General features: G+C 33.8%; 17 protein-coding genes and 2 pseudogenes. 10 read left to right on the forward strand and 9 right to left on the reverse strand.

What is annotated here, in order from left to right:
- Positions 1-74 precede the first annotated feature (74 nt).
- From H6W52_RS21405 to aceB, 6 genes are all read right to left on the reverse strand, one after another.
- The gene (locus H6W52_RS21405; protein WP_185216853.1) at positions 75-1,880 is read right to left on the reverse strand and encodes a 3-hydroxyacyl-CoA dehydrogenase; all 1,806 of its coding nucleotides are present in this window, start codon (positions 1,878-1,880) and stop codon (positions 75-77) included.
- Between the two features lie 62 nt (positions 1,881-1,942).
- Complete coding sequence (locus H6W52_RS18200; RefSeq protein WP_185216855.1) at positions 1,943-3,079, reverse strand: catalase family protein; 1,137 nt, start codon at positions 3,077-3,079, stop codon at positions 1,943-1,945.
- Positions 3,080-3,089: 10 nt separating this feature from the next.
- Positions 3,090-4,448 (reverse strand): Dyp-type peroxidase, encoded by a 1,359-nt coding sequence (locus H6W52_RS18205; protein WP_185216857.1) that lies wholly within the window; start codon positions 4,446-4,448, stop codon positions 3,090-3,092.
- A gap of 3 nt (positions 4,449-4,451) precedes the next feature.
- Positions 4,452-5,003, reverse strand: a complete 552-nt coding sequence (locus H6W52_RS18210; RefSeq protein WP_002978558.1) for a hypothetical protein — start codon at positions 5,001-5,003, stop codon at positions 4,452-4,454.
- Between the two features lie 407 nt (positions 5,004-5,410).
- Positions 5,411-6,691 carry an isocitrate lyase gene (gene aceA, locus H6W52_RS18215; protein ID WP_065721666.1) on the reverse strand — a complete coding sequence of 427 codons (1,281 nt, stop codon included), beginning with the start codon at positions 6,689-6,691 and terminating at the stop codon, positions 5,411-5,413.
- 124 nt (positions 6,692-6,815) lie between these two features.
- A complete protein-coding gene (aceB, locus tag H6W52_RS18220; protein ID WP_185216859.1) occupies positions 6,816-8,390 on the reverse strand; it encodes a malate synthase A in 1,575 nt (524 codons plus the stop codon).
- A 127-nt stretch (positions 8,391-8,517) separates the two neighbouring features.
- On the opposite strand from aceB, the gene H6W52_RS18225 reads away from it, so the two are divergent.
- Entirely contained in the window at positions 8,518-10,002 is a 1,485-nt protein-coding gene (locus tag H6W52_RS18225) for a helix-turn-helix domain-containing protein (protein ID WP_185216862.1), read from the forward strand.
- 315 nt (positions 10,003-10,317) lie between these two features.
- A pseudogene (locus H6W52_RS18230) lies at positions 10,318-11,730 on the forward strand (IS3 family transposase).
- Positions 11,731-11,732: 2 nt separating this feature from the next.
- Here H6W52_RS18230 and H6W52_RS18235 read toward each other — a convergent pair.
- Positions 11,733-12,482, reverse strand: a complete 750-nt coding sequence (locus tag H6W52_RS18235; protein ID WP_185216864.1) for a phage integrase SAM-like domain-containing protein — start codon at positions 12,480-12,482, stop codon at positions 11,733-11,735.
- Positions 12,483-13,806: 1,324 nt separating this feature from the next.
- Here H6W52_RS18235 and H6W52_RS18240 point away from each other — a divergent pair.
- Positions 13,807-14,580 carry a hypothetical protein gene (locus H6W52_RS18240; RefSeq protein WP_185216866.1) on the forward strand — a complete coding sequence of 258 codons (774 nt, stop codon included), beginning with the start codon at positions 13,807-13,809 and terminating at the stop codon, positions 14,578-14,580.
- 214 nt (positions 14,581-14,794) lie between these two features.
- Here H6W52_RS18240 and H6W52_RS18245 read toward each other — a convergent pair whose 3' ends face one another.
- Positions 14,795-15,556: a hypothetical protein gene (locus H6W52_RS18245; RefSeq protein ID WP_185216868.1), complete on the reverse strand. Its 762-nt coding sequence runs from the start codon at positions 15,554-15,556 to the stop codon at positions 14,795-14,797.
- A gap of 245 nt (positions 15,557-15,801) precedes the next feature.
- Here H6W52_RS18245 and H6W52_RS18250 point away from each other — a divergent pair, with 245 nt between their 5' ends.
- The 7 genes from H6W52_RS18250 to H6W52_RS21270 all read left to right on the forward strand — a co-directional run bounded on the left by H6W52_RS18250 (position 15,802) and on the right by H6W52_RS21270 (position 22,909).
- Positions 15,802-16,266 carry a hypothetical protein gene (locus tag H6W52_RS18250; RefSeq protein WP_185216870.1) on the forward strand — a complete coding sequence of 155 codons (465 nt, stop codon included), beginning with the start codon at positions 15,802-15,804 and terminating at the stop codon, positions 16,264-16,266.
- Between the two features lie 167 nt (positions 16,267-16,433).
- The gene (locus H6W52_RS18255) at positions 16,434-17,039 is read left to right on the forward strand and encodes a hypothetical protein (protein WP_185216873.1); all 606 of its coding nucleotides are present in this window, start codon (positions 16,434-16,436) and stop codon (positions 17,037-17,039) included.
- A 132-nt stretch (positions 17,040-17,171) separates the two neighbouring features.
- Positions 17,172-18,797 (forward strand): DUF4209 domain-containing protein, encoded by a 1,626-nt coding sequence (locus tag H6W52_RS18260; protein ID WP_185216875.1) that lies wholly within the window; start codon positions 17,172-17,174, stop codon positions 18,795-18,797.
- A 217-nt stretch (positions 18,798-19,014) separates the two neighbouring features.
- Positions 19,015-19,965 carry a hypothetical protein gene (locus H6W52_RS18265; protein ID WP_059137835.1) on the forward strand — a complete coding sequence of 317 codons (951 nt, stop codon included), beginning with the start codon at positions 19,015-19,017 and terminating at the stop codon, positions 19,963-19,965.
- Positions 19,946-21,622 carry a ThiF family adenylyltransferase gene (locus H6W52_RS18270; RefSeq protein ID WP_185216877.1) on the forward strand — a complete coding sequence of 559 codons (1,677 nt, stop codon included), beginning with the start codon at positions 19,946-19,948 and terminating at the stop codon, positions 21,620-21,622. Before H6W52_RS18265 ends, H6W52_RS18270 begins: the two co-directional genes overlap by 20 nt.
- Positions 21,619-22,083 (forward strand): Mov34/MPN/PAD-1 family protein, encoded by a 465-nt coding sequence (locus H6W52_RS21265; protein WP_059137837.1) that lies wholly within the window; start codon positions 21,619-21,621, stop codon positions 22,081-22,083. Before H6W52_RS18270 ends, H6W52_RS21265 begins: the two co-directional genes overlap by 4 nt.
- The gene (locus H6W52_RS21270) at positions 22,076-22,909 is read left to right on the forward strand and encodes a DUF6602 domain-containing protein (RefSeq protein WP_059137838.1); all 834 of its coding nucleotides are present in this window, start codon (positions 22,076-22,078) and stop codon (positions 22,907-22,909) included. The genes H6W52_RS21265 and H6W52_RS21270 overlap by 8 nt, the downstream gene beginning before the upstream one ends.
- 8 nt (positions 22,910-22,917) lie before the next feature.
- Here H6W52_RS21270 and H6W52_RS21275 read toward each other — a convergent pair.
- Positions 22,918-23,147 (reverse strand): annotated as a pseudogene (locus tag H6W52_RS21275) (hypothetical protein); the annotation flags it as partial.

The following is a 23,147-nucleotide window of genomic DNA, read 5'->3' on the forward strand; positions in this document are numbered from 1 at the left end:
TAAAAATCCTGAGTTTTTTATGGTATTTATATTTATGGCTTCTTTCACTGTTTTCGATGAGAATTCAGGATACTTTAAGCTTTCAAAAAATCCTTGCTTTGCCATTCCGGATTAGGATATTTGTAAAAACCTTCGCCGGATTGCTGACCAAGTTTTCCTTTGTCGATAAGTTCGGCTTTTAGCTTTTCTGCTATTTTCTGTGTTAGTTCTCCCGGGATTTCTTTTAAGATGTTGTAATTGGTGTTCATCCCATTCAAATCTAAAATAGCCATTGGTCCAAAAGGGGCACCTGTTGCTATTCTCCAGGTTTTATCAATGGTTGCAGGATCGGCAACGTCATTCGCCCACAGCGCAAGGCCAGCCACCAAAAGCGGAATCAACAAAGAATCCAGAACGTAGCCCGATTTTTCCTTCTTCAGTTCCACGGGAAGCATAGCAATGGATTTTGCAAACTCTACAATTTCGTTATAAACCGTTGGGTCGGTTTGATCTGAACCCATTATTTCTGCCGTATTACGAACCATTATATGATTGGCAAAATGTAAATGGATGAATTTTTCTGGACGATCAGTAAATGTGCTTAATCTGCTCGGCAAAAGTGTGGACGAGTTGCTCGCAAAAATGGTTTTTTCAGGCGCTTGCGTAGAAGCTTTTTCCCAGAAATCTTTTTTGATATCGATGCTTTCCGGAACGGCTTCTATCAATAAATCAGCATCTTGTAAAGAAGACATCAGATCTGTCGAATAAGTGAGATTATTTTTGGTATTTTCGATTTTTTCTTCATCAGCTTTCAGGTAGTTTTTATATTCTTCAGCCAAGACATCAAAACGGTTTTTTGCCTTATTTAAAGCTTCATCATTAACATCATAAACCGTGACTTTATAGCCAAAATAAGCGCACTGCACCGCAATCTGAAAACCGAGAACACCACTTCCAGCCACCACAACATTTTTGATTCTGACCTTAGATAAATCGGCTTCCGGCACTTTCAAAAAATCTGGGCTTTGCCACGAAGGATTTGGATATTTGTAAAAACCTTCGCCAGTAGAAATTCCCAGTTTATTTTGGTCGATGAAGGTTGATTTAAGTTTATCCAACACAGCCTTATCATCTGTTTTCCCCTTTTCTACTTGCAGTTTGTAAATGTTGTATGGTGTCGTCAATCCGATAATATCATACAAAGCCATTGGTCCGTAAGGCGAACCTGTTCCCAGCATCCAGGTTTTGTCTATGGTTTCTGGCGTAGCGTAATCGCCAATCCAAAGCTGCATTCCGGCATTCAGAAATGGATTTAATAAAGAATTGAGCACATAACCAGGAACTTCTTTTTTTACCAAAACAGGCACCATCCCTATCGCCTTGGAAAAATCGACTATTTCCTCAGTTATTTTTTCGTCGGTTCCGGGATGGGGCATAATTTCCGCCGTATTTCGCAACCATATTTGATTGGCAAAATGCAGGTTAAGGTATTGAGCCTGCCTTCCAGTCACCTCTGCAAACTGACTTGGCAACAAGGTGGATGAATTACTTACAAAAATGGTTTTCTCCGGTGCAATTGAAGAGAGTTGCTTATAAAATTCCGTTTTTATTTTAATATCTTCTGGCACTGCTTCTATCAAAAGATCGGCATCTTTCACAGCAAATGCCAAATCGGATGAATAGTGCAGTCTTTCCCTGGCTTTTGCAATTTGTTCTTCGGTGGCGTCAAGATCCTTTTTATGACTTTCGGCCAAGCCGTCGAACTTTGCTTTCGCCTTTTCCAGCACCTCATCACTGATATCGTAAACAGTGGTTTCAAATCCGTGAATTGCTGTTTGAAAAGCAATTTGGAATCCTAAAACACCACTTCCAGCTACCGTTACATTTTTTATTTTGCTCATAATTTTGGTTGATTTTTGGTAATAAACTTTACGGAACTAGGACTCAGAATCTTCATTTTCAATTATAATTGATAAAACTCCGGACTGAATGCTTCCTCCAAATTCTTTGGTTCTTTACGTTTTTTATGGTTTAGCTCGTGTCTTGAGGTTGAAGATGTTACATACGCTGATTGCCGTGAACGCTGTAAATTCCCGATCGGTGAATTCTCTTCTATGGTTCTAAACGGTGTAAACGACAGATTTTCCATAATTTCAAAATTACCATCCTCAGGAACCGTTTGTTTTGGTATTGTGATTTTTGCCACCGTACGGAATGGTGATAATTCCTGCGACCATTCTTTTGTAAGGTCATTCACAGGCATTTCTTTCAGGTCTTTGCAAAGTTGTATTTGCAACTCAAACGTAAGGTCTTTTTGAGCTATTTCTTTGATAATTCCTTTTCTGTACGGCCATTCTGCGCTGTCTAGATCAATATTTTTTTCAGTGATGGCGTTCTTGGTCTGCTCAGTTGGGCTCACTCTTACTTTGGCGATATAATCACCGTGGCGAACTGCTCCCATACTGTAAAATTCATAAAGAAAACTGTTGATGGAAGGGATTTTTTCAAAAGTTTTAAGAGCGCCCAATTCCTTCAAAGCCTCAAAATTTGGAAATGCTTTTTTATTTTCGGTGACCCAAAGTGTGGCAAATTCCAATTTTCCCAACGCTCCCTTTTCAAAGAAATCATTTAGCTTTAAAAACAGCTTTGAAATGAAAACATAATGTTCTGCCGAGTTGCAGAAAAACACCGGATTATTAATCAGGTTAAAATCAACATTGGGAGAATCTTCCTCTCCCGGAGATAATTTTTTGCCATCTATCCCAAAAATCTTTAAAGCAAATCCTTGTGCATTACCGCTTAGTTTATCGGGCAAAACTCTGGACGAACCATTGGAAAAGCGAACTGCTGCCTGGTGTTTTCCGGGTTTCGAATAAATGCCCTGCGCCAGTTCTTCGGGCAGATTATCCAAAATTTCAACCTCTGCTTTCAGCACTGCATAGCCATTGGCGTGCGCATCTCTGGTATGATGGGTCGCCCTGCTTAGGTTTGGCGTATTTTTGATGTATTCGCGGATATCGTTATTAATGGTGGTAATATACTCATCGAAATTTTCTGGAATTTCTTCCACTTCGTAACTGTACTTGATGTAATCTTCCATAGTGCTTTTTTTATTTTAATTCGCTAATCCATTTTAAAGCAGAAATGCTTGGAATAAAACAATATTCGCCTCCTTTCACAATGTTGTAGGTTTGCAAACCACGGTATCTTTTGATGAGGGGTTCTCCCGGTGCAGAAAACAGTGCGTCTTCGTCCTGTACACCGATCATAGGATCTTTTTCTGTTCCCAGATTTTGGGAATTACCATCGTTTGCCCATTGTTTTTGAAGAAATTCCAGTGTTCCCATTGCATCGGCACTAATGCCAATAAAGTACTGTCCACGTTCCTTACCGTCATTTTTGGTTACCTCCGGCGGAACAATGTCGCCAAAAGTTACACTTTTTCTGATGATCCTGTGCAAACGTTCATCCTCCAAAACAAAAGATTTGGAATCTCTTGGGTTCATCCTGCGGATATGCGAACTGAACGGACACTTTTTACCGTACTCATCATTCTTGAAAGAAAAATCATTGTTCTTTTGCATATCATCTCCTAGCGCTTTATCATCCTTTTCGGGAGCTAAAACCAAAGGTGCACCACTTCGCCAGCGACCTACCATTTTGGCAGCCAAGAGTTCTCCCTCTTCCGGCGAAGAAGAATTTTCCTTAATGAATTGATTAAATTCTGCTACCTGACTTTGGTACTTTCTGAAAACCATAAAAGAACCGTTCTTACCTAAAACTTCAGGTTGTGGAAATGGCTTTATGATGCCTGCTTCTCCAGGATAGCCCATTATAAATTCGCCTGCTTTAAGTGGACGATCAAACCCGGGAGGAACATCTATCCCACTGCCTTCAATTTCCGGATTGCTGATGCCATCCCTGAATCCGAATACATTTTTAACCTCTTCAGATACGGAGAAATCGTGGCTCATTATTACTTCTACGCCGCTGTTATTCGTCAATTTAGAACGAAATTCCTCCAGCTGGCTTTTCCACGCCTCTTCATTGTTGGCGATAATTGCTGCAGCGATGTGAATATGTGATCTTTTAAAAACCTTTTCCCAGTTTTTAGGATCATTGACTCCAATGTCGTACAGAAACCGGGAACGTTCTGCCATTCCCTCCTTGAAGGATTCGGGAAAAGTATCGAGTGACTCTTGAGGCACACCGATTTTTTCCAGACCTTTATAAGTGAATGTCAAAGTAACCGATGCCCCTTCATTCTTATGCCAGTCTTCCGCAGAACTCACAATCGGCAACAGTTTTTGGAGCATTTGTCTGGCTGCCACAGCATCTTTGATTTCAATGATTGCCACCGTTCCGAAATACGGAATAGGGCGGCTTCTGAGAATTAAGGCCTGTATTTCGTTCAGCTCAATTTCTACTTTATTGGGATTAAAAATCCGCTTTAAAAATTCCAATGCCATAGGTTAGATTTTATTTGCTTCGTCAATTGCCTTATTCAGTCCTTTAATGATTTTATCATTTCTCCTTATATCATTCACCGTAAGATGCGGAACACCTACATACCAACCTGTCGCGGTAATCTGATGGTCTAGAATGAACTGTTTTACACTCGGGTTTTTTATGCCTGGCCAGCCTTCTACATTCCCAAAAATGATGTCCATCAACTGTGGAATTTTTGTGGCGAAATCATCAATATAAGCATCCCAGTCGCCATCGTAAGCCGTGCAGAAAAGAATCTTGGTATCGTTATCAAACAAAACTATACGAAGGTCATGCAGGGTTCCTACTTTGGTTGCGCCTTTCAGATCCCCACCTGCAATTTCCATTATGGTTCTGAGATTTTCTGCACCTCCGGGTTTTAGGTCTGCCATCGCAGTTAACTCAGATACACGGCCGGATCTTAACCCTTTTCTTCCGGCAGATGTAGTGGAATGGTCATAACCATCATCGATACCTTCACTGAAATTCGCCTTTGCTAACTCGGCAGCCAATTTTACTTTGTCTATGAAACTCATAATTAAGATTTTTGATTAATACTAATTCACATTATTTTTCAAGATGAAACAATAATCTTAAAGAGTTTATTACAAATGTAAAGCCATAGCAATCTATCGTAATGTACCGAAATTCGTATTTTATGTACTGAAAATCCCTAATCCCACCTATTTGCTTTAAAAGCTTAAATTGATAAAAGGAAATATCTTATCTTTAATCTTGTTGTAATTTTGAGAGAATAAAACCTATTTAACTATAAAAAATCAATCTTTATAATTGAGATTTCTCAATATTTACTCAATAGAACATTCAAAACAAAAACCTTCCTCAAAAGAGGAAGATTGCAACAATTAAATTTAATTATAATGGATTTTTTGTAAGAATAGTTAAACGCAAAAATACAATGAAATTTGCCAATATTAAATTTTTAATGAAACTGTGCTGTTTCTGTAGAATCTCTCATCGCCACTGTTGCTGCCGAACCATTGGTTACAATATTTTGAATTTCATCAAAATATCCTGTCCCAACAAAAGACTGATGTTTTACCGCTCTGAAACCCTGCTTCTGCAAAGCAAATTCGCGTTCCTGCAATTCAGAATAACCTGCCATTCCTTTTTCTTTATATGCCAAAGCTAATTCAAACATCGCAGTATTCAAAGCATGAAAACCAGCCAATGTAATAAACTGGAATTTGTAACCCATTTTTCCCAATTCTTCTCGGAAATTCAGCATTTCATCGACACTTAATTTTGCAGCCCAATTAAAAGAAGGTGAACAGTTATAAGCCAACATTTTATCTGGAAATTTTGTACGAATTCCTTCTGCAAATTTTCTTGCCATCTCCAGATCCGGATTTGACGTTTCCATCCAGATCAAATCGGCATAAGGAGCATAAGATAAACCTCTGTCAATTCCCTGCTCTACACCATTTTTCACAACATAGAAACCTTCGGAAGTTCTTTTCCCTGTCACAAACTTTTTATCCCTGTCATCAATATCTGAAGTCAACAAATCTGCCGCATCTGCATCTGTTCTAGCAATAATTACAGTCGGTACTCCCAAAACATCTGCTGCTAAACGAGCCGATATTAGCTTATTAACCGCTTCTTGAGTCGGAACCAAAACTTTTCCACCCAAATGCCCACATTTTTTCGCAGAAGATAACTGATCTTCAAAATGTACTGCTGCCGCTCCCGCCTCAATCATTTGCTTCATTAATTCATAAGCATTTAAATTTCCGCCAAAACCTGCTTCTGCATCGGCGATTATTGGAACTAAATATTCTTTTTCTCCACCTCCGTTTACGGATTGAATTTGATCTGCCCTTAATAATGCATTATTAATTTTCTTCACAACAGAAGGTACTGAATTCGCTGGGTACAAAGATTGATCGGGATACATTTCACCAGACAAATTAGCATCTGCTGCAACTTGCCAACCTGAAAGATAAATTGCTTCCAGTCCCGCATCAACTTCCTGAACCGCTTGATTTCCAGTTAAAGCTCCTAATCCGGCAACAAAATCCTGAGAATTGAGTTTTGTCCAGAATTTCTTTGACATTTCGGTAGCAATCGTATAATCTAATTGGTAAGAACCTCGAAGTTTCAGTACATCTTCGGCTGTGTAAGGTCTTTTCACGCCATTCCAACGTGGATTATCCAGCCAGTCTTTTTCTAATTCCTGAATTTTTTCCTGTTTTGTTTTCATAATATTTGGATTTTAAAATTTTCTTCAAGTTGCGAGATCTGAGATTTCAAGTGAAACTATTCGAATTGAAATGTGGAAAAATTTTGTGCGAGAACTTTTCTTATTAAAAATTTCTAATTCTATTTTAAATAAACGGATACGCTTTCAATGTTAAAAATTCAACAAAGTTTTCACAGAAAATCAATTCGTTAAAAAGTTCTTTTGCCAGAGTAAATTTGCCGTTTTTGAAACGTTCTTCACCGACATATTTTTCAATTCTTTCCAGTTCTTCAAATTCCCATTGAAGAATCATTTCCCTGGTCAGTTTTCTTTCATCATTTAGAAATGCTTCATTTTTCAGCCATTGCCAAACTTGAGTCCTTGAAATTTCAGCAGTTGCCGCATCTTCCATCAGATTATAAATCGCAGCTGCACCTACTCCCATTAACCAAGATTCGATATACAGAATTCCGACGTTGATATTTTTTCGGACACCCTGTTCGGTAATTTCTCCTTTTGGAATTTCCAGTAAATCATTTTCTGTAATTTGATAATCAAACTTTTTATCGATTTGATTTTTCTCAGGCATAAACTGGTCGAAAATATCTTTCGCCACAGAAACCAAATCGGGATGAGCAACCCAAGTTCCATCGTGACCATTTTTCACTTCACGCTCTTTATCATTTCTGACCTTTCCAAAAGCCTGACTGTTGGCTTCATAATCATTTTTAATAGGAATCTGCGCCGCCATTCCACCAATCGCGTGAACATTTCTTTTATGACAAACTTCAATCACTCTTTTTGAGTATGCATTCATAAAAGGTGAAGTCATTGTTACCTGATCACGATCAGGGAGAATAAATTCTGGAAGATTTCTGAATTTTTTAATGAATGAAAAAATATAATCCCATCGACCACAATTCAAACCGGAACTATGTTCTTTTAATTCGAATAAAATTTCATCGATTTGAAAAGATGCAGTAATAGTTTCAATTAAAACTGTTGCTTTAATTGTTCCCTGAGGAATTCCGAGATAGTTTTGAGCAAAAACAAAGACGTCATTCCACCAGCGTGCTTCTTTGTAATGTTCTAATTTGGGGAGATAAAAATAAGTTGCACTTCCGTTTTCTATCAATTGTTTTATGTTTCTGAAAAAATAAATTCCAAAATCTATTAATGAAGCGGAAGTTTGTTCATCATTGATTTCAATATGTTTTTCATTCAAATGCAAACCTCTTGGACGAACTAGCAGAACTGCCATTTCTTCATTTAATTGGTATGATTTTCCCTGCTCATTTGTAAAATCAATTCTTCTATTGATTGCATCCGAAAGATTGATTTGACCTTCCATACAGTTTTTCCAGGTTGGAGAATTGCTGTCTTCAAAATCCGCCATAAAAGTTGAAGCACCACAATTCAAAGCATTAATAATCATTTTTCGATCAACTGGCCCAGTAATTTCCACTCTTCGATCCAGCAAATCTTCAGGAAGTGGATTGCAAACCCAATTTCCTGTTCTGATTTCTTCGGTTTCTGCAAGAAATTTTGGAAGAATTCCTTTATCGAAATCTTTCTGTGTAATTTCTCTTTCATCTAAAAGCTCTAATCTTTTAGCATTAAAGTTCTGATGAAGCTCAACCAAAAAATCAACTAAATCATTAGTAAAAATTTCTTCAAACTTTTGCTGAGCTTTAATTCTTAATTGAGTCTTTGTTTCCATAATCAATTGATTTTCTGATTCGACATTACAAACCTAAATAAAAATTTTCACATACAGCGAACGTTCGCTAAATTTATTTTAAAATTTATTATGCGAAAAATCGCTTCCAAATATTTATCTTTGACTTATGAATTCTGAAAGTGACTATATCAAGACGGTTTTGGGGCTAAAACTGAAACAGCAAAGACAAAAGAAAAACTGGTCTTTGCAGGATCTCGCTACAAAGACCGGATTGTCTAAATCTTACCTCAATGAAATTGAAAATGGCAAAAAATATCCGAAGCACGATAAAATTATTCAGCTTTCAGAATCACTGAACTGCACTTTTGATGATTTAGTATCGACAAAACTGGATAAAAGTTTAGCTCCATTTAATGAAATTTTACAATCGGATTTTTTCAAAGAAATCCCTTTGGAACTTTTCGGAATCAATAAAAATAATTTGATAAGTATTATCAGCGATGCACCAAAAAAAGTAACTGCGTTCATTAATGCTTTGATTGAAATTTCTCAGAATTATAATTTAGGAAAAGAACGATTTTACTTCGCTGTTCTTCGTTCGTTTCAGGAATTGTATGACAATTATTTCCCTGAAATTGAAGATAAAGCATTACAGTTTGCGCAAGAAAATAAAGTAGAGATTGGTAAAAATCTACAGTCGGATATTTTAGAAAATATCTTATCTGAAAAATTTAATTATAAAATTCAGTCAGAAAATTTTGAAGAATATGGAACTTTAGACAATCTCCGTTCGCTTTTTATTCCTGAAAAAAAACTATTGCTTTTAAATAAAAAATTGGAACGGGATCAAAAAACATTTATTCTATCAAAAGAAATCGGCTTCAATGTTTTGGAATTAAAAAATCGTCCAAATACATACTCCTGGCTGGATTTTGGAAGTTTTGAGGAAATTTTAAATAATTTTTATGCTTCTTATTTTGCCGGAGCATTATTGATTTCAAAACAAAAAATCATTACAAAAACTTCAGAATTTTTCTTTCAGAATGAATGGAACCCCCAGAATTTTGAAAGTCTGATTGAGAAATTCACCAATTCACCGGAAACTTTTTATTACCGATTAACGAATGTACTTTCTTCAGAATTGGGAATTAAAGATTTGTTTTATTTATGCCTTGTTAAAAAGAAAAATTCAGATAAAATTCAGATTTTAAAAGAGTTACATTTAAACCATCAACAAGCTCCACACGCAAATGCAACCAACGAACACTACTGCAGAAGATGGATTGCTGTAAAAAATCTACACGATTTAACTGAAAATGAAACTTTGACGGACGCCCAGATTTCTCATTACAAAGATCAGGGATTCAGCTATTTGGTGATTTCTACTTCACAAAAAAACCCGTTTTCGGATGGAAGTAATCGAAGTTATTGTTTAGGAATTCTGCTGAATGCTCAAACTATTAAGAAAATCAATTTCATTAAATCATCAACTTTAAAAACGATAAACGTTGGTGTAACTTGTGAATCGTGCAGTATTGCAGATTGTGAGGTAAGACAGACGCCGGCCGTTCGATTGGAAAAGGAACACTTTAATCTGAATATGAAAAGTGCGATTGAAAAAATTAAAAAGGGATGTGAAGCGGAGAGGTAAAAGTTTATAATATTGTGAATATTTTTTTCTAATCTAAAATTAAAATTAAATGAATTTCTTATTGCGGCGAGGTAATATACGTTATTGTTTCTACTTATATTTTAGTTTATATATAATGAAAAGCAAAATACTTAAGAAAGAAATAATAGAAGTAATGTTCATATAAAAAAATCCGCCAATATTTTTTTTTGCAGGACGGATTTTTCTATATGAATTATGTGTTGTCAGAACTCCAATACTGTAAATCGTCAGCAAAAAGTAGACATTATATAGTATAAAAGTTAAGGAGTGTTTTCAAAAAAAGAATTACATTTAATTACAGAAACACCTAAAAAGAAAAGTTCCGAAAAATTCGTTAAAGACATCCGTAAAAATACAAGGAGGATCTTCACAGCCGAGCAGAAAATTTTGATTGTAATGGAAGGGCTTCGTGCAGAAACTTCTGTAGCAGAACTATGCCGACAGCATAGTATTGCGCAATCTCAGTTTTATTCATGGAACAAAGAATTTATGGAAGCCGGTAAAAAACGGCTCAATGGCGATGTTATTAGAGAAGCCACGAGTGATGAAGTGTCGGATTTGAAGAAAGAGAATGCCCGCCTGAAAGAGATGGTTGCCGATTTGGTTCTGCGCTATGACATTGTAAAAAAAAGCTTAGACATGCTGGATTAACCCATAAATACAGAAAGTTTATGAGATTATCAGCAAGTGAGAAATACGAAATTATTCAAGAAGTTACTACGAGTGAAATTGGTGTAAAACGAACCTTGGAAAGCTTTGGGATTGCAAGAAGTACTTTCTATAAGTGGTATCAGAAATACCTTGAAAACGGCTACGATGGCTTGGAAACATCTAAAAGAACATCTAAAAGACAGTGGAACAGCATTCCGGAAGAACAAAAAGATTTGGTAGTAGAAATCGCTTTGGAACATACAGAACTTTCCTCAAGAGAACTGGCGCACAAAATTACCGATGAACAAGGTATTTTCATCTCAGAATCCAGTGTTTACAGGATTTTGAAGCAACGGGATTTAATCCCTGCACCGAATCATTTTTTACTTTCAGCAGCAAATGAATTTAAGGATAAGACCGAATTTGTGCATCAAATGTGGCAGACAGATTTCACTTATTTTAAAGTGATTGGCTGGGGTTGGTACTATCTGAGCACTGTTTTAGACGACTACAGCAGGTATATCATCCACTGGGAGCTATGCGATTCGATGAAGGCTGAAGATGTGAAAAGAACCGTAAATACAGCGATTGAAAAAGCAAAATTAAAGTCTAAAACCAAACCGAAATTACTCTCAGACAATGGTTCCTGCTACATATCAAACGAGCTCAGAACCTACCTGAAAGAAGATTTAAAGATGAAGCAGGTTCACGGAAGACCGATGCATCCGCAAATGCTTTAGCATTCAATGAAACATTAATTAAAAAATAAAAACAATGAATTAAACCCAGGGCAAAATAGAACGATACCACAGAACGATGAAAAACGTGGTAAAACTCAATCACTTCTATCATCCTGAAGAACTTGTGGAAGCTTTAGAAAAATTCGTAGAAAACTACAACAACAAGCGATATCACGAATCTTTGAAAAACCTTCCTCCAGCAGATGTGTACTTCGGAAGATCAGAGCAAATTTTGGAAAAAAGAAGACAAATAAAATCGGATTCAATCCGAAAAAGAAGACAGTTGTATTTTCAACAGAAATTAATAAATTTATAACCCTAAATACTCCTTAAGGATTTATTCCAAAATGTCCAAGTTAGTTTGAAGACGTACATATTTAAAATATCTTCAGCTTTTGAAAGCAGTGGAATATTTGATAAAATCTTGGTTTTCTGCCTAGACGTAAAAATCCATCTTTTACCATCAACACCTACTCCAATATGATCTTTTGTAAGATTTCTAATATCCACAAATGATAATCCAGTATAGCAACTGAATACAAAAATGTCTCTCACAACAGATATTCGATCAATTTTAAAAATCTTCGTTTCAAGTCGTTTTAATTCTGCTTCATCCAAGAACTTCCTATGCACTTCATTATAACTTGATTTGTAGCCAATGTACGGATCTTTTTCTAACCATTCATTTGCTAGACAAATTCGAATTATTTTACCAAGGTTCTTAATATTCTTAACAGCTGAGTTATTACTGCAGGGCTTCTCATCCTTTGTTCTAAGATAATATTCAAAGTCATTAATAAATTTTAAATTAATCTTTGAAATTTCAATATCATCACAATTGAAATTTACCTTTAAAAAATTCTGTAAATGTTTGTAGCAACTTTTATATCTAATAACAGTTCCCTTAGCATATTCATTTCCTATAAGCTTTTCCATTTTATCATTATGTTCTTTCATAATAGTAAGTAACATGCGCTTATTTTGATCTAAACCAAAAAGCTTGTCTTTTAAAATCTGAACGGTCAACATTTCTTTATCAAATGTAAAGTCTTGCTGAATTTTGTGCACTCTTGATTTAAGTAAATCTAAATAGTTGTTTACTTGCCTCACCTCGGATGATCTTCCTTTTAATTTTCCTGAATCATTGCACCACTTTTCAGGCCCAATTGAGCGACCAACAGAAAATTCTAACCTTTTTCAACTGATGGTTAAACGCATAAAAATTGGACATAGTCCCTTTGAAGAAATTTTGGATCTTTTTACCAGAAAAAGAATGGACAAATAAGTACTCATAATTATATTTTTGATGATTAAAAAATTACTTTAAACTTTTTATCTACAAAACATAACGAATCAAAAGAAGCCTTTTACAAAAGGACTTCTAGAGGATTTAGGTGTCCTATTTTTTCTTAATTCGGGACCATTTTCAATTTTGGACACCTACTTCACTTACAAATGAATAAATATTTACAAATTAAATTTGATTCACTTATCTTGACCTTATAAAATTTATATTAAACAGCAGCTAAGTTCGGGGACCATTTAATTTGTCACTCGGGACCAATTACGCCTAAATTCGGGACCATTTTTAACATTGCAGCTAATAATCCTACAAAAGAGAATATATTATACTAAATGAATAAATATTTTTATCAATTTTTGGTAAGAATATTTATTAGAAACCTCCTTAATTCGGGACCATTTATTCTGCTATTCGGGACCAATTCCCCCTTAATTCGGGACCAATTTTACCAAGACTTCCAAAATTCTCCTCTTTTGACATGTCTACTAAAACATAAGTGTGAATTATTTTCTCCTATATTAGAGGGACCAAAATAACTTTCCTTAAAAATTGGTCCCGAATTCGCCCCTTTTAATATGCATTTATTTATATAATTTGACGGTTACCCAAATAAAAAACCCCTTAAAACATATGTTTTAAGGGGTTTTGATGAAATCTGAAAGATTCTCCGCGATCCGGACGGGACTTGTACATTTAGTAAAAATCCCCTATCCATAAGCTTTATACTATTTTCTTGTTGTGAAGGCCACTGAATAGGTCACTATTCTAAACAAGATTAAGAGTGTTTGTTTTTACTTGTGCAAAGATATGTGTTTTTTTAATTTTTACAAATAAATTTACAATTTTTCGATTAAATCAATCATATACATCACATTATCAAATATAAAAATATTCTTGAAACATTAAAAAAAAGAAATAAATTATCATAAAGTTCTTGAAACTACAAATAAGTATCATTTATTTTAAAGGTAGTTCTTCTTTATCTTCAACAGTTCCTTTTTTTGTTCATTTACTAAATTTTCTAATTCTTCAAAAATAAATTTTGATATTTATATATTTAAATGTACCAAAAGTTAAAATTATCTAAATATGATCACAGCACAAGAAATTGGAGTGGCAATTATCGAGTCACTTAGAAAGTCGGATAAAAGAACAGGAAGAGAACTATTCGAGACAACTTTAAAATACATAAAATTCGAAAAACAATTCATTGAAAATGAGTATTTTGAAGTTGCAGACAAATATTCATTTTTTAAAACACTGGATTTATTATATGATAATGCTAAAAATAGAAATAAATTTTATTTCTTACATTTTGAAGTACATGGAGATAACAATGGTTTAGAACTTCAAAGTGGTGAGGAAGTTGATTGGTCTGAAATATTACCATATTTTGAAAAAATCAATATTTTATACAAGAATAACTTAAGTATATATTTAGCGGTCTGTGAAGGAAACGCAGTTCTAAGAAAAGTTAATCCTTTTTCTAGATCACCTTTTGCTTACATTGTTGGTAGCTTTTTCGAAATATATGAAAGGGATACTCTTTATGCTTTTGAACAATTTTACACAACATTTTTTAAAGAGTTTAAGATAATAGAAGCTTTAGAGGAAATGCAAAAAGTTGCTGGCAAAAGCAATTTTACATTAATCAGTTCTCATCATATTCTAAATATGTTGTTAGAAATAGAAAAAAAACACAACGATAAAAATTTGTTGTACAATAAATTAGAAGAACTATTTCCATTGCACGATAGAAATGATCCATTTACAAATTTAATTGTTCAAAATATCGAAAAAAGTATTGAGTCAATTTTTTTAAAAATTAATGAAGATTATTTCTTAATGAAAGATTTAAAATAAACTATCAGTTTCTGAGAAGTAACTTTTAGGCAGATATCTATTTTATTTATAGCTGAGATTAAGAAAATTTCAAAGCTCAATAATGAGCCATTTTTCCGAGAGCAAGATTTCAATACTGAGCATTTGAAAAAGATTATTAGACAATTTTAAGATAAAATCCTGTAATTTATAACCACAGCGAATTTAAATCTTATTCGGTATACAATATGTGATTTTATGCAAAACGTGATACCGTAGGAAATTGCGCAATTATATGATTATCAAATATTCCAGGATGATTTATTCGTGCAATAATAACAGACGCTCCATCAAAAAGACCTAAACTCTCATAATCTCTGTTAAAGAGATTTACTTGACGACGTAATCCGAAAATGTAAAATCCATTTCTTGATAGTTCATTTATTTTTTCATCAAAATGTAAAACTACTTTTGCTCGCTCAGAAAAACTTAAATCAGATATTATATCTCCGTAATCTTGTAACTCTTCTAGAAAATTGCCTATTAGATCGGCTTCACTTTCAGAGTTTAAGTCATCATGATTAAAATCAAACACGTCAGCATGATTAATAATTTCTAATAAGTTTTTTCCAGTGATTATTCTAGATAAACTCTTAATGTTCAATTTGTCATTCGAAAATGAATCCGGTTTCTTTTGCAACGTAGTCTTTACCCAAGTTTCATGACTTAATTTTATTTGCTTTAATCTACCTGCAGTATAATACTCCGTCAAAGAATCAACTTCTATATGATGATTTGCACATAATAACAATATGTTTTCGTGGCCATCATAATTACCTTCAAAATCAGGATTTGCCCTTGGTCCTTTACTTTTTTCGGATACAATATGACATTCCTGTCCCACAACAATGTTATCGGATGATTTGTCAGTTTCTCTTATAAGTTCAGTACGGCATATAGCGCATGTGTTACCTGATTTTGCCCAAAGTATTTTCCTCGTTCTTTCAGAAATTGCCATTACAAAATTTTATGTAAAATGAGATTTTTTTTGTTTGGAACTTTTAATTCTCATTTTTTATTTTTAGAAGTTACAAAAGTATACTATTCTTTTTATATAAAAATTCATCAAACAAATCTGCTTATAAATACCGTAAAAACCCGTAATGGAAATGATGAGTATTTATTGTAATTTTGCTTTTCTATCATTTTTTGGAGCGTTAAATAGTCTTAAAAATGAAAATTGTACTATAAAAAATTTAAGCCATGAAGTTTTATTTAGATGTGAGATTTATTGATATAAGTTTTGATGCATCGGTGCATTTTGCAACTACATTTACTTCAAAAACAGAAGCAAATGCAGATCAGTTTTTTAATGAGTTAATATTAGCTTTAGATAGGAGAAATGTTGACATTCTGCACTCTGAATATTTCAGAATTGACGACAACCCAAAGTTAGAAAGACGAACTTTGGAGAATCATTTATTTTATTTAGAGAGATCTACAGCTAAAATAGAAATAGATCATTATTATATTGAAGATCCTAACCAAGATATGTCAGTAACAGAAAATTTACTTCAAAAATTTTATTCCAATAAAAAACCTGTGGCTGAACTAGCAAGAAGACATAAGATGCCTGTTATTGTTAAAAACAGACAGACAAGAGATAATATCAGAAATGATTTTTATTACTTTAGTTTGGAACATTTGAGCCCCAAAAGTGAGAATTAATTTTTCATAAAATTATCTATTGCGGATTGATAGTTGTTGATTTACTCATCTGCAGAGTATTCAACAAATTTCATAATACAATTTTTTTTGATAAAGTTATTTTACTAATAAAGAATAGAATTGGTTAGAAACTCAACCTTTAACATGACCTTCATCCGACATTGAATATGAATTTTTTAGAAAAAAACTTTGAGAAGATTAAGACCATTTTTTTTCATGAACTGGGTCACTTTATAGCGTATAAGCAGAGTACAAAAGAAATTGAAGGTTTTAAAATTATGGATCTACAAATCCAGCCTTGCGCTGAATGCAAAAATGGTTTTAAAGGCTTTATTGTACCACTACCCCCACCAGGTTATAAAAATAGTGCAAGGATGTCGCCTGACAGACTGGCTCATAACTTTAGCAACAATTATTTTGGCTGTTTATTCCAACTGTTATTAACCGATTCCGATGAACATCTTGCCCTATGTATGCTGGATTATGGTCAATGCGACCAAAAGAATCTAAATACCACTCTCCAAAGGTATGGACTACTTGGGAAAACATCTGAAATTGAGAATCACTTCTATGAATTTCATAAGAAATTAAAAAAGAAAAACTTTGATAGCCTAAAAAATTTAAACTTTGAAGAATTATTTATAGAAATAGATAAGGACGTAAGAGTGAAGCTTGAGTCTTTAGATATTCAGACTACTAATTTTATCAAGGACTTTACTACTATTTACGACAAACAATTGAAAGAGCTAATTGCCATAATAGAAAGCAAATAAAATCCTTACGGCTTACCGTAATTTCTATCACATTTATCTTTTTAATTTTACAATTAAACAACTAACCCAAAAGGGCTATAGGCTAAAATTGAGTACAAAATGCAATCTTCTTGTATTTAAAAACAATAGAAAATGTCCAACGATTATCAAATACCTGAAAATATATACTCAAGAGAATTATGTAGTGAACTTTACCGCATCGCTCAATTGTTTCCGGAAGATCAGGAAATAAAAAAATTACTTTCGCTTGTAAGGAGTCCAATAAACGGCGAGTCTTTTAAAATTTTTACTGACGATAAAGATTTCACTATCCCAACGATAAAAACTGATAACAAAGAGATTTTAGCCAGATTACATGATTTCAATTTTGTCAGTGGTGGTGATGATAAAATCAACAGTATTAAAAAAGCTATTGGCCTTTATGAAGAATTGTATCATAAGACACAGGAATTAAACTACTTTTTGCGATCATTGGAATTGATCAGAAAAGTAAAATCCATATTTAAAGATAGGTTAGTTGATTTTGAAGAAAAAACCATTACTATTTTTAGTAATTTAGATTCTTCTTATTATCAATTCTCACTGGTCAGTACGTCAGAATTTTTGCTTGAGAATCATTCAAAGCATTTACTTACCAATATTTCTTTAAGGCTTTTAAGCAAGCATGAAAGTGAAAACAATTATAGTGCAATAAAATGGCAGATTAAGATTTTAAATAAATTAAAACACTTTACCAACAATGATATGAGGATACAAAATGCTCTCTATCTTGAAAAAGAAGGAGACTTACTTACCTCGGAAAAAAAAGAAAGAACTTATTACCCAACCATTCTTGACTTATACACGGAAGCACTAAAAGAAATAAAAGGAATTGCTGATCAGACAGTTTTAAAGAATCGACTTTCTGAGAAAATAAAAAATGAACAAAAAGGTTTTTATGAACTACTCAAAAAGATGACAATAAGTACTAAATTAGAATCTGATTATACACAATGGCTTGATAGTTTAGAAATTGTTGATTTCCAAAGTGGGCTAACAGCATTACTACATCTTCCAATTTTGGATGAGAAAAATCTATCTGTATGGTCAGACAATAATCCCAATTCATCTTTTGGACAATTCTTCGACAAATATGTTCATATCACTGGTAAAGGTACAATAAGTGGCTCCACAGATGAAAAACAGTTCTATATTAATTTAGCTAGGGACCATTGTCGAAATGTTATCATTGATTTAGTCATTAAGATTACAGATAGAATGATCCAGAAGCATTCAATGTCCAAGAATGCTCTTGCCAGTTTTTTAATGACCGAAAGAAGTCCATTTATTCCAGAAGGTCGTGAAGCATTTTTTCTTGAAGGACTCTACTTGGGTTTTCAGAACAACTTTATGACAGCAGGGCATCTCTTAATTCCTCAAATCGAAAACTGTCTGAAGAACATCGTCGAAAAAAATGGTAGGAATACGATTAAACTTGATGAAGCTGTTCAGCATGATAATACTTTGGGCTCCCTTCTTTCTTTGAAAGAATCTGGCAATATGCTGGATGGACTCTGCAACAAAGATCTTTTATCTGAATTAAACAGTTTTTTGATTGATGGTAACAGCGCAAACTTCCGCAATAAAATTTGCCATGGTCTTGCATCACCTGCAGAAAGTTATCATTATGGAGTTTATGTATGGTGGATCACTTTAAAAATGGTTTTGCTGACCAAAGAGTTTTTTGAAATTCCGAAATGTGATTCCAATATTTCTTGATAAACTAAATTCAAAGTTATAATTGATTATGTTATTGTTCTTGCAACATACTCCTTCTTATGTGACAAAAAATGCTAAACAATTGTTTGATAAATAACATTTTACAGCTTATTATCCGACATGATGTCAGAAAGCGACGACATATGACATAAATCATATCAGAAATTCTAATCGGTACTAGATTTGAGAAATTCAACATTAAAAATATAAACATTTTATGGCAGTTAACAGAAGTGAACATTTGGCTAATGTACTGGAGACTCATCGCATGAGTCATATTGATAAGTTAGTGCAAAAATTCAGAGATAAAAGGGATGATATAAAAGAAGCACTGGAGGAACATTACACTTCTGATATTTATAGTCCTTTAAATTCAGGTTCTTTCGGAAAGCATACAGCAATCAACATAAAATTCGATTTAGATGTTGTTGTTCCGTTCAAGAGAAACAGTTTTACTACGATTGAAGAAATGTACAATGCAGTTTATGATTTCTTATATGAGAAATATGAGGATACTGGACTTGCAACGGTAAGGAAGCAAAAGGTTTCTATTGGTGTAATTTTCAAAGCTGATAAAGATGGAGACCAGATCAGCATTGATGTTGTTCCGGGAAGAGAAATCAGCGTAGATTCCTATTTAGACGTACGGGATCTGAATATTTATTTCAATAAGGATACCTGGGGATTCAGCAAAGGTACCTACATGAAAACAAATATTCAGTCACAAATAGACACCATTAAATCAAGAGACGACGAAAGAAAAATAATAAGGTTATTAAAAATCTGGAAGCACTCTAACAGCGAATCCTACAAATCCTTTTTGATGGAGCTTTTTACGTTAAAAGCATTTGATAAGTCAACAATTACAGGAAATTTATGGGACAAAACGGAAGGCGTATTAAGGTACATAAAAGATAATGTAACTCGTGAGGACTTCACATTAAAAGATCCTGGCAACCCAAGTAATGACTTGATGAAAAACCTCAGTTGGTTTGATCGCCAGAATTTATCTAACAAAATGAAGAATATAATTGATAGGATAACTGAAAATTCTGAAAACATCAAAACATATTTTCCAGCCAATAAAGATTTTGATACAACAGAATCATATGGACTGAAAGGATCTTCAGGACTTTCCATACCAAAAGATGATCAGCGTTTTGGATAGAGTGAGGTTAGAAAAAATAAAATCCGCAATATCAGAAATTCCCTTTGTAAGCAAAATCAATCGCATAGAACAAGGGGAATTCTTTATTAGTGGTAATATAGAAATTGCTTTTGAAGAACTGGAAAATCCATTATTGTTTGATTTTTTAATAACTCAGGAATACCCTTTAAAAACATATAGTTCCGAATCCATTACATTTTTTAATTCTGATTTGATTCAGTACAATCACGTAATGGCAAACGGAAACATATGTATACATACTGCACATAGTGAAGATCTTGAGAATAAGATTTGGATTGACTTTAATGCTCTGAAGGCATGGATTATTAAGTACTACATTAACAAGGAGACAGACCAAAAATATGAACATCTGGTTGTACAAGACTCTGCAGTTAAAGGTGATAAATATTCATTTACTTTCACATCAACGGGTAAAGTATTTCAAGAGGGAGAAATAGGAATTGTAAAATTGTCTTTACTGCATGATGGATATCACAAAAAAGATCACATTTATAATTTTTACGTAAAATACTTTGAGACATTTCCTGATTTAAAGAAGAAATGTTCCTGGAACGATTTTTATTTTGAGCAACCTACAGACCGGGAAGGAATTTATCTTTTCCGAGAAAATCCGCCTGCAAAATATAATCGATTTGCCCATTCCACTTGGGCCGAGCTTGATCTCCCTCAAGATATTCTAACCATGCTTCATGAATTTGAGGAAAAGTGTGCTAAAGAAGATTACGGAAAGGTGATCCCGTTTTTTCTTGGATATAAAATTAACAGCACGGAAGTTCATTGGCAGGTAGCGTTAATGGAAGTGGGAAAATTTCCGATTAAGGGTGTTCCTGAGCGAAATGAAGGAAGGAAAACGGGTAGATGGCATACTGGCATTGTTGATGCGCCCATTCACTGGGGTATTTCCAGAAATGCGTCATACGAATATTTTTTTGGACGCGGTAAATTTTGTGATTCTATTACGGAAGCAAAAATTCTTATTATAGGTGTAGGAGCTGTTGGTAGCATGATTGCAACGACGTTAACAAGGTCAGGGTGCAGGTTTATTGACTTCATTGATCATGATATTAAAGAGCCTGAAAATGTCTGTAGATCAGAATATCGCTTTTCAAAAGGAATCAATAATAAGATTCTTGAGTTAGCAGGCTCACTTTATGAGATCTCACCTTTTGTAACTTCCCATCAAATTAATAATGACTACTTCGAAAAGTATATCAAATCATTTTATACAGATGAAAATTTACGAGCCTACATTACGTCAGATCTGGATAAATACGATATTATTTTTGACTGTTCAACCGACAATGATTTGATGTACGTATTAAACAAACTAACGCTTCGCTCAAAGCTTATCAATATATCGTTAACTAATCATGCTAACGAGTTAGTTTGTGCCTTTTATCCAAACATCTACAATTTTGTAAACAATCAGTTCTCGAACGTTCTCGAAAACGATGTGGATGACATGTACGAACCGACGGGTTGTTGGAGTCCGACATTCAAAGCATCTTATAACGATATTGCATTATTGGTTCAAATGGCTTTTAAACAAATCAATAGAATTTTCTCGGGAGAGAAAGCATTCAACAATTTCGTTATCCAGGAAAATAACAATTCCTTAAAAATTATAGAATATTGATACTTAAAAATACGCATAACAATTTAGAGATCGTACTGGAAGAATCTCTACTAAAGGAAATTGAAACGATTGCTGTTCAACATTATCCTAACGAGTTTGGAGGTTTCCTACTGGGAAAATATTCTGAAGATTTTAAATCTGTAGTTATAGAATCTATTATTCTACCTTATAAATACAAAGCATCTCCTGTCCTATTTCAGAGGTCTACCAAAGATCTTGAAAAACTTTTTATAAAAGAATATCAGGAAAACAGCAGATATTATATTGGCGAATGGCATTCTCATCCTGATGGTTCAACGATGTACAGCGGAACTGATCTCAATGCCATGACTGAAACAGCAGAATCCGATGGAGTCCAAATCAAAAACCCATTACTATTAATTATAAGTATTAGTAAAAAGAAAATGCAAAATTTTACTTTTTACTATTACTCAGAAAAAAAACTATTTGCATATGAGTAAAAAAATTGATCTTAAAATGTTATTCAATGGTCTTCAAAGCCAAATGATTTCACAACTTAGCACCAATAGAGAATTCATTAATCATCCAGGATCTAAAGGAGATTCATTGGAAAATGCTTGGATCGAATGGTTGAGTAAATATTTACCCAATCGATATAGCGTAGATAAAGCAATTGTTATTGATCATGAAGGAAATACCAGTCATCAGATCGACATCGTAATCTATGATAATTGGTTTACTCCTTTTATATTTTCGCAGAATGGCTTTCATTACATACCAGCAGAAGGCGTATACGCAGTATTTGAAGTTAAGCCGGATCTTAAGGGAACAGTAGATGGTAAAAGCTATATTGAGTATGCAGCAGAAAAAATTGAAAGTGTTAGAGTCCTAAAACGAACTACAACACAAATGATTAATTCCGGAGCAGTGGTTCCGGCAAGACCTTTAACCAAAATTTTGGGAGGAATATTAACTAGCACCAATACTATCAAGCAAACCTCAACCATAGAAAAACATCTAAAAGCTCAAACAGGTTTTAAAACCATAGACTTTGGTTGTATAGCTGATTACGGAAGCTTCTCAATTGACTATGATGGTGAAGAGGATATCAGCTTGAGAAACGAAATTGATTTTGAGAAACGCTATCATGACTACTACAATTCAAGAACATTCAAAGAGCTAACTTTTAGTAAGCCAGAAAATTCATTGGTAACATTCTTTATGCAGCTGACACGATATCTTCAGCAAGCTATAGGAACAGTACCAGCTATCAATTTGCAAACATATCTTGATAAGATCGGTGAGGAAATAGATCCTACAATTTAAGTATTTATTTAAGAATCAAAATTACAGGGTAATGGTTTAGATATGGAGTTTTTAATTAACTCCATACCTGAACCATTACCCAAATTACCTTTTATTTTAATTGTCCAAAAAACAGCTATAGCTACAAAAAACATTGCAGTAATCGCATTAAATGGCTCGGAAAGGTAGTGTCCTACTAACTGTGTAAGTAGAAAAGTTATTCTGAAAAATTTTGAGCCCTCAAAGCTCAAAAAATTTT

The sequence above is a fragment of the Chryseobacterium sp. C2(2020) genome, from assembly GCF_014218915.1.
Taxonomy (GTDB): domain Bacteria; phylum Bacteroidota; class Bacteroidia; order Flavobacteriales; family Weeksellaceae; genus Chryseobacterium; species Chryseobacterium mucoviscidosis.